7 protein-coding genes are annotated in these 7,779 nt (G+C 62.2%); 2 read left to right on the forward strand and 5 right to left on the reverse strand.

What is annotated here, in order from left to right:
- Positions 1–1,444, forward strand: a 1,444-nt coding sequence (locus ABNS06_RS04535) for a hypothetical protein (RefSeq protein ID WP_348672835.1), incomplete at its 5' end; no start/stop codon positions are given.
- Positions 1,445–1,517: 73 nt separating this feature from the next.
- On the opposite strand, the gene ABNS06_RS04540 is transcribed toward ABNS06_RS04535, so the two are convergent.
- The 5 genes from ABNS06_RS04540 to ABNS06_RS04560 all read right to left on the reverse strand — a co-directional run bounded on the left by ABNS06_RS04540 (position 1,518) and on the right by ABNS06_RS04560 (position 6,209).
- Positions 1,518–3,092: a hypothetical protein gene (locus ABNS06_RS04540; protein ID WP_348672837.1), complete on the reverse strand. Its 1,575-nt coding sequence runs from the start codon at positions 3,090–3,092 to the stop codon at positions 1,518–1,520.
- A 178-nt stretch (positions 3,093–3,270) separates the two neighbouring features.
- Positions 3,271–3,954: a SprT family zinc-dependent metalloprotease gene (locus tag ABNS06_RS04545; protein WP_348672838.1), complete on the reverse strand. Its 684-nt coding sequence runs from the start codon at positions 3,952–3,954 to the stop codon at positions 3,271–3,273.
- Positions 3,955–4,035: 81 nt separating this feature from the next.
- Positions 4,036–4,365 (reverse strand): TraR/DksA C4-type zinc finger protein, encoded by a 330-nt coding sequence (locus ABNS06_RS04550; RefSeq protein WP_348672840.1) that lies wholly within the window; start codon positions 4,363–4,365, stop codon positions 4,036–4,038.
- 143 nt (positions 4,366–4,508) lie between these two features.
- Positions 4,509–5,324: a DUF6498-containing protein gene (locus ABNS06_RS04555; RefSeq protein WP_348672841.1), complete on the reverse strand. Its 816-nt coding sequence runs from the start codon at positions 5,322–5,324 to the stop codon at positions 4,509–4,511.
- An 18-nt stretch (positions 5,325–5,342) separates the two neighbouring features.
- Positions 5,343–6,209, reverse strand: coding sequence for a WYL domain-containing protein (locus ABNS06_RS04560; RefSeq protein ID WP_348672842.1), 867 nt, complete (start codon positions 6,207–6,209; stop codon positions 5,343–5,345).
- Positions 6,210–6,294: 85 nt separating this feature from the next.
- On the opposite strand from ABNS06_RS04560, the gene rmuC reads away from it, so the two are divergent.
- Positions 6,295–7,674 (forward strand): DNA recombination protein RmuC, encoded by a 1,380-nt coding sequence (gene rmuC, locus ABNS06_RS04565; protein WP_348672844.1) that lies wholly within the window; start codon positions 6,295–6,297, stop codon positions 7,672–7,674.
- Positions 7,675–7,779: the final 105 nt, after the last annotated feature.

A 7,779-nucleotide genomic window follows, 5' to 3' on the forward strand; every position in this document is an offset into this window, starting at 1 on the left:
CGGCGGTGGTGGCGGTGACGACCAAGCCGTTGCACCGCCGAGTATTTCCGCCGCGCAAACAACGGTCAGCGTGACCGCCGAGGTTGGTGAAGTCGCACCCAGCGAATCCGTTTCGCTCGCTGTACAGAACCTGTACGACAGAACCTTTGACGCCGAGTTCACGCACACGGGGCAAGGAATCCGGGCGGTACGACTGCTTCTTTTCAACGAGGCGCTTTTTGAACTGGAGATCGATTTCATCAGCCCGCGAACAGCTGCAATTCACGAGGATACGGCGACACTGCGCATTTGCATTGACGCGAACTGCGCGAGCCCGGTTCAAGGCAGCCCTGTCAATATCTCCACGACATACACGATCACCGAACCAGACACCGGCCCGCCTCCCCCGCCGTCGCTACGCGCCGTCGCGCTTGACCTTGATGCATCCGCGATCGCATGGGATCCCGCCAACGGCCTGATTCATGCTGCGACAGGAGGCTCGGCAACACCTGCTCAATACGCAAACTCGATCGTTTCGATCAATCCCGTAACCGGTGAGGTCGTTGCCAGTACAACCGCTGGTGGCACACCAACCGACCTGAGCGCATCAGATGACGGCGCCTTCATCTATGCAGCGTTTGCCTCACAGCAACAAGTGGTGCGGTTTTCTCTGCCCAATCTTCAGCAGGACCTGATCATACCGTTGGGAATCGCCGCATCTGGCAGCGCGACCGTCGCCGGCGTGGTGAGGTCGCTGCCCGGCCAGCCTCGAAGTGTCGCTGTGGTTCGCGAAGCAACCGATCGCAGCGACGGTTTTGAGGATGTCGTCATTTTCGATGACGATGTCGCGCGCCCGCTCCGAATTGACAACCTCGTCACCAATGGAGCCAACGCGGATGCAATCGTGTGGAATGCAGCCGGCGACACCCTTTTCGGCAAAAACTACACGACCAGCAACAACGATGTGCTCGTGATGGCGCTTGGACCCGATGGCCTCACATTAACGAACAAGTACAACACCTCCGTGGTCGGCGACGAAATCTCGACCATCGGCGAGTTGGTCTATTTTGAGACAGGTGAGGCAATCGACCCTTCGACTGGCGAGCAAGCCGGATTTTTTCACTTCGACTCTCGATTCGGTAACTCAATCGCGCTGGATAACGATGATCCGTATCTGTTCGTGGCCTCATCCCGATCGTCATCAGACGGAGCGGGGAACATCGCGATAAATCGCTGGAACCGCGAACAATTCATCCCGGAGCGTTCACTGGCGACACAAGCCGTTGTCAACGGGAACAGCCCGGAACCTAAACAACTCCTCAGGTGGGGCGACAACGGACTCGCTTTCTTTACCGTGGCCTCGGATCCGGGCGCCAGCGGATATGTCGTCATCATCAACGACCCGCTTCTCACGTCCCCCCAAGAGAGCAAGAAGCTGCCGGTCGAGATCATTCATCGGCGATAGAGACCGCACAAACGGCTCACTGATATGCAACCGCCCAAGGCGCGGCAGCCAGACCGCGCCAAAGAACGCCTCCTTACCAGCCAGCTTGCATGTGCTTTCTTTCAGCCACCTCGCCGATCACAAATGGATCATCGATGATGACCACCAGACCATCGCCGTTGTAAGGAGTCGTTCCGTCGTTCACGTACGCCAGACCCTGTTCGCCCCAACGGACGAGAGATTTTCCTTTCAGTGACAGGGAGTCGTATCTTCCGCCGAGGCGAATCGCAACGGTATCGATCACCGTGAACTGATCCAAATCGAAGGACTGCAACGTTGTCGCACCCTGAGCTTCGTAGTAGTCGCCAGAAACCGCCAGGGCCAAGCGCCGCTCGGTGTCCACCACCAACTGTTCAGTAAACGCGTCACGAGACGGATATTGACCATAAGCACTGCCATCCGAGCCATCAAGGACAGTGCCGTCAGCCGCATACACCAACCCTTCCGAACTGGTAATGCTGTCACCATGACCAATGAAGGCGTTCTGGTATGACGCGGCCAGAGACAATCCCGCTTCCTCCACTGCAAAAACGTAGAGATTGTCGCCGCTGCTCTCGTTGTTTTTCCCGTAGATACTCGCGCCATCCTCGCTCCACGCAAGCGCGGTCGGATACACCGCAGTATGGACGGATTGAAACGTGACCTCGTTTGGGCGTGGCACGCCGTCATCAAAAACGGTGAGCTTCTCAAAATCAGGCGCGCGATTTGTTCGGTCCATCGAAACCGCTATCGTTCCTGGCTGCCCGGGAGCAATCACGATGTCACGAGCAAACAGTGATTCTCCGCGATCATTGACACCTAGCGAAATCTCAAGACTTTGAGTCATCTCCGGCAAATCGAATCTGCGCACGCGACTGGAGTTGAGAAATCCGACATAGAGGTAACTGCCGTCATCGGAGACTTCAATTTGATCAGGGTCACTCCCAGCGAAGACCGACCGCACAATCTGATGAGTCTGGGGATCAATCGCGATCACTGAATTTGCGTAATCGTTTGGCTCCCCCTCCCCGCTAGTGCCAGCCGGAATCGTGGCGTACAGGAGTCCGGAGAATTCATCCCAGACGATTCGGCTTGCCCCCAAGTCAAGAATGGTCGCGGGAATTCGGCGAGCCGTCGTTTGTGGCTCATCAAAAAACGGATCGTCGGGGTCCGTCACCTCGAAACGAGTGCTAATTATCGCGGGACTTCCATCGATCTCCCGCGTGCACTCAGGATCAGCGCAGACACGAAATTCAATCGTATCGTTGTATACGCCTCTTTCGAGCTCACCGGGTTGCTTGAAATTGATATCCAGTCTTGCCTGACGATCACTCAAAGCCGTGAGATCGACACCCGCAACACCTCGTTGCGAGAAATTCCAGTAGGCCTGCAAGGGCGCATCCTGGGCGTGACTGAGAGTCGCAACAACCGATCGTACCGGGGCTTCACCATCCTGTTTTGCCGTTTCGTCAATGAATTGTGCATCGATGGACAGCGCAGGTCGTTCGCTTCCGCCGCCCCCTGCCCCACCACACGCGGACAGCAGGAGCAAAGCGGACGCGATGAACAACCTGCCAGAAAACGCAGAAGCACCGGAGCCGAATCTGGAAGGCATAAACCAAAGAACCATTCGTAGAATAAATGAAGTTTGAAACAAGCCGCTTGAAGGCAATTTAATCAGCCAAGGTGAGTATGACGAACATGCCAGAAAGTCAGCGCATATCCGCATTGTAAGTCAAGGCCTACCGAAACGGTGTTAATGAACTTGCGCTCCTGCTGGCATATTCACGCAAATACGCCGCGTCGCTCTATGACGGTGCAGGCAATATCCGCCTCAATGCATCCCCTTCCCGCCGCAGCCACCGCCGCTGGGTTTCGTAACCTGGCATCAGCCGCCCGACCTCGGCCCAGAACGCCGGGCTGTGGTTCGGGTGCCGCAGGTGGGCGAGTTCGTGATTGACGACGTAGGCGAACACGTCCGGCGGCGCCATGATCAGGCGCCAGCTCAGCGACAGTGTGCCGCGGCCGGAGAGGCTGCCCCAGCGGGTGGACTGGTCACGAATCGTCAAAGACCTGGGCTGCCTGACCAGCAGGTGGGCCTGGCGGTCGATCGCGTCGATGGCATCGGCGCGAGCCAGGTCACGCAGGCGATTTTCCAGTTGCACCGGTGTTCCGCTTGCCGGCAGGCGGAAGGCGCTGCCCCGTCCCCAGATCACGTCCACCCACTCGCCGCGCAGCAGAATCCGCGTCGGTCGGCCCCGCGCATCGGGTTGCAGTTCGGACTGCATGGCCTCGCCGGCCTGCAGACCACGGCTCGCGTGCCGTTCCAGCCAGGCGGACTGGTCACGAACAAAGGCACGGGCCTGGGCCACGGTGGCGCGGCGCGGGAGCACGACCGTGGCCGTGCCGTGGGCATCCACGGTCAGGCGCATGCGGCGCGCCCGCGCACTGCGCCGCAAGGCCACCGGCAGGCCGTTGGCCGTGCGCAACACTGATTCGTCACCATCACCACGCATGGGTGCGTAGTGTATCGGCCAACGCGAATGGCCGGTCGATCGGGTGGCGCGAGGGGATCAGCCGCCGCTGACGACCGCCGCGCAGGCGGCGCAGAGACTCACTTCCGGCAAGGTTTTCAACCGGGCCGGTTCGATCAGCCCGCCGCAGGCTTCGCAGATGCCATAGTCGCCACTGCGCAGGCGTTCCAGCGCGTGATCGATGCGACCGATCGCGTCAAGCGCCTGCTGTTCCAGGGCGGCAAGGGTCTCGTCGTTTTCCCGCTCGACCGCCTGTTCTTCCCAGTCGTCGTTGCGACCACGTGCGTAGTCCGCGCGAATCGCGGTCAACCGTTCGGTCATTTCACCGCGGCGGGTCTTGAGGCGTTCCTCGGTGGTGGCATCGGTCATGCCGCTCGCTCCTCTGTGGCAACACGCCGCGCGCTTGCGGCACGTTCAGTTTGCTGCGGCGGCGCGCAACCCGGTTGATCTGAGTCAAGAAATCAATTGGATCTTGCGAGGCGACGTGACTGGCCGGCCCCCGGCACCAACCGCTACTGCGTCGAGCCTTCGACATCGCGGTCGCTGTCGGCACGACCCCGCAACCGGACGATGTCCCCGAACGGGATGAAGTAGATCGCCAGCACCAGGTAGTTCACCCAGAACGCGAGTCCGCCCGCCTGGAGGAAGCCGATGGCGAGAATGGTCAGATGCAGGCGCACCACGGTGCCGTACGGCGTGACCATCGCCTGCGGTGGGTTCGGGGCGGCGCTGAGATCCTTCCACTGCACGATGACCGCCACCGCGATCATCACGGGATAGTGATGGGCGGCCGTGTCGATCAGGGTGGGCAGTGCCGCGAAGGGATCGCTCTCGGCCTCCGGCACCAGCGGGAAGAAGCTGTTGAGAAAGACCGCGTGCACGGCATGAAAACCACCAAAGTGCACGGTGAAGAACCCCAGGAAGAACAGACCGCCAACCAGACTGGCAACCAGTTTCGCCGGTGACCAGGTCTCGCGATCCACCTCGAACATCAGCAACGCGAGCCCGGCGGCGATGACGAGGCCCGCCATGACCAGCGCGTCCACGCTGCGCTGCGACAGCACCAGCCAGACCAGCACCCCGGAAAGGGCCACGATCACATGCCGGATGCCTGTGGACAGATGGTCCCCGATGATCGATCGCGCCAGCAGGCTGATGAACGCCGCGACGAAGCAGGTGAACCCGACGCAGAGACTGGCGATCCACAGGCTCCAGACCATGTCGCCCGCGGTCCAGGCCTGCCAGCGCATCCAGCTCACCGTGGCCACGAACGCCACGGCGTCGATCACCCAGCCGGTGATCCGCGCGGATGAGACGTTTGCCGACATGTTTTCCCCGATGGCCGGTTAGCCCAGCCGGTCCAGCTCGTCCAACTCCTCCGGGTTCAGCAACACGATCTGCTGCTGCTCCGGCGGCCGTTTTCGATCATCCTTGCCCACGTTCATCAGCCGCAGGTAGTAAGGCACCAGCGCCACGCGCAACCGGCGCTCCAGCACCCCGCCCTGCATGCCGTAGTCCATTTCGATCACCTGCCGCTGATGCGGGGAGAGCCCGGGATGGGCGCCGATGCGCACCGGGACAATCGTCTTCCATTCCCAGTCCTCGTCGCTGCTCACGGCCGTCTCGTCGAGCAGCTCCGGCACGCCGCGCATCCGCGAGAGCAGCACATCGATGAAGCGACCATGCGATTCGCTGAACGCCCGCAGATGCCAGCGCAACCCGGTATGGACCAGCGCCGTGGGCGAAAGCTGCAGCGGCCGGGGTTCGGGCACGCGCATGCTCTGGTAGTCGACGCGGATTTTCAGTCGCTCGCGAATCGCCGTGTTCACGCGCTGCAGGGTGAGCACGTCGAATTCGCGCTCCGGCATTTCCAGCAGCTCGACGGCCGCGGTCTCGGAAGCCAGGGTGATCAGCGGGTGATCGGACTCGGGGTCGAACAGGCGCAGCGCCCGCAGGAACTCCCGCGACGTGCCATGCAGAAACCGCGGTCTGAACTGGCGCGAGGCGCGGTAGCAACGCGCGCGCAGGTCGTACTGGAGATTGTCGGGAGCCAGGGATTCGTAGAGCGCGATATCCTTGCTGGCCTGAGAACGGCTGATGCCGAACGCACCGCGCAGGTCCTGCGTGGTCAGGCAGCCGGCCCAGATCAGGCGCGCCTCGATCAGGATCAGGCGCTGGCGGACTTCCCAGCGCAGTGGCTTGTCATCGCTCAACGGGCGGCCTCGCGGTCGAATGCGTCTTGATTCTACGCATGTCGCTTTTCTGGACACAAGTGAACAAGTACGCAATCATGCCGCCATGAACGAACTGCTGACCTCGCTGCCGCCGCTTACCCTGCTGCTGGTCGGCCTCGCCGCCGGCGCCCTGCTGATCGGCGGGCCCGCGGCGCTGGTCGTGTGGTTGCGCGGCAGCGGCCGCGCGCAGTCGCAACAGGTGCAGATCGCCGAGCTGGGCGCCCAGCTCGACGCGCGGGAGCAGCAGATCGCACAGACCACCGAGCAGCACCGTGACCTCTCGGAGCGGCTGGAACAAAGCCAGTTGAAGCTGAACGAGGCCAACACCACCATCGCCCGCCTCCAGGCCGAACAGGCCAAGACCGTGGAGGCGATGAACGCCCGCATCGAGGAACTGAAGGCCGCCCGCGAGGAATTCCGCAAGGATTTCGAGGCGCTGGCCAATCGCATCTTCCAGGAGAAGTCCGACCGCTTCTCCAAGCAGAGCAACGACGCCCTGACCGCCTTGCTCAACCCCATGCGCGAGCAGATCGGCGAGTTTCGCAAGCAGGTCACCGAGGTCTACGGCAACGAGGCGCGCGAGCGCGCCGTGCTCAAGAGCGAGATCGACCGGCTGGCCAAGCTCAACGAGCGCATCGGCGAGGACGCGCTGAACCTGACCCGGGCGCTCAAGGGCGAGACCAAGACCCAGGGCAACTGGGGCGAGATGATTCTGGAGCGCGTGCTGGAGGCCTCCGGCCTGCAACCCGGCCGCGAGTACGAGACGCAGATCAAGGTCTCCGGCGACGCCACTCACCGGCTCATCGCCGACGCCATCGTTCGCCTGCCGGGCGAGCGCGACATCGTCGTCGACTCCAAGGTCTCGCTGGTCGCCTACGAACGCTTTGTCGGCGCCGAGGACGACGCCGCCCGCGAACGCGAACTCAAGGCCCACGTGCAGTCGCTGCGCGCCCATGTGAAGGGGCTGGGCAACAAGGCCTATCACGACGCACCGGGCGTGCGCTCGCTGGACTTCACCGTGCTGTTCATCCCGAACGAGCCGGCCTTCACCGAAGCCCTGCGCGCCGACCCGACGCTTTATCGCGAGGCGCTGGACGCCGGCGTCGGCCTAGCCAGCCCGACGACATTGCTGGCGATCCTGCGCGTGGCGGAGAACCTGTGGCGCACCGACCGTCAGAACCGCAACGCCCAGGCCATCGCCGAACGTGCCGGCGCGTTGTACGACAAGTTCGTCGGTTTCGCCGAGGATATCGACAAGATCGGCACGCATCTCGATCGCGCCCAGTCGAGCTGGCGCGATGCGCGCGGCAAGTTGATCGAGGGTCGCGGCAACCTCGCCCGCCAGGCGGAGATGCTCAAGGATCTCGGCGCGAAGACGGCCAAGTCGCTGCCCGCCGGGCTGGAACCGGACGCGCTGGACGATCCTTCCGTCGGCGACGACTAACCGTTCAGTTAAGGAAGCACTGATTGATTCACACCACCAAGACGGAGCCGGTTTTCCCGCAAGCCCAGGCGGAGTGAGTGCCGCTTGGTTATTCCAAGTCAGCGA

Origin of the sequence: uncultured Abyssibacter sp. (assembly GCF_964000955.1) — a bacterium.
Lineage (GTDB): Bacteria > Pseudomonadota > Gammaproteobacteria > Nevskiales > OUC007 > Abyssibacter.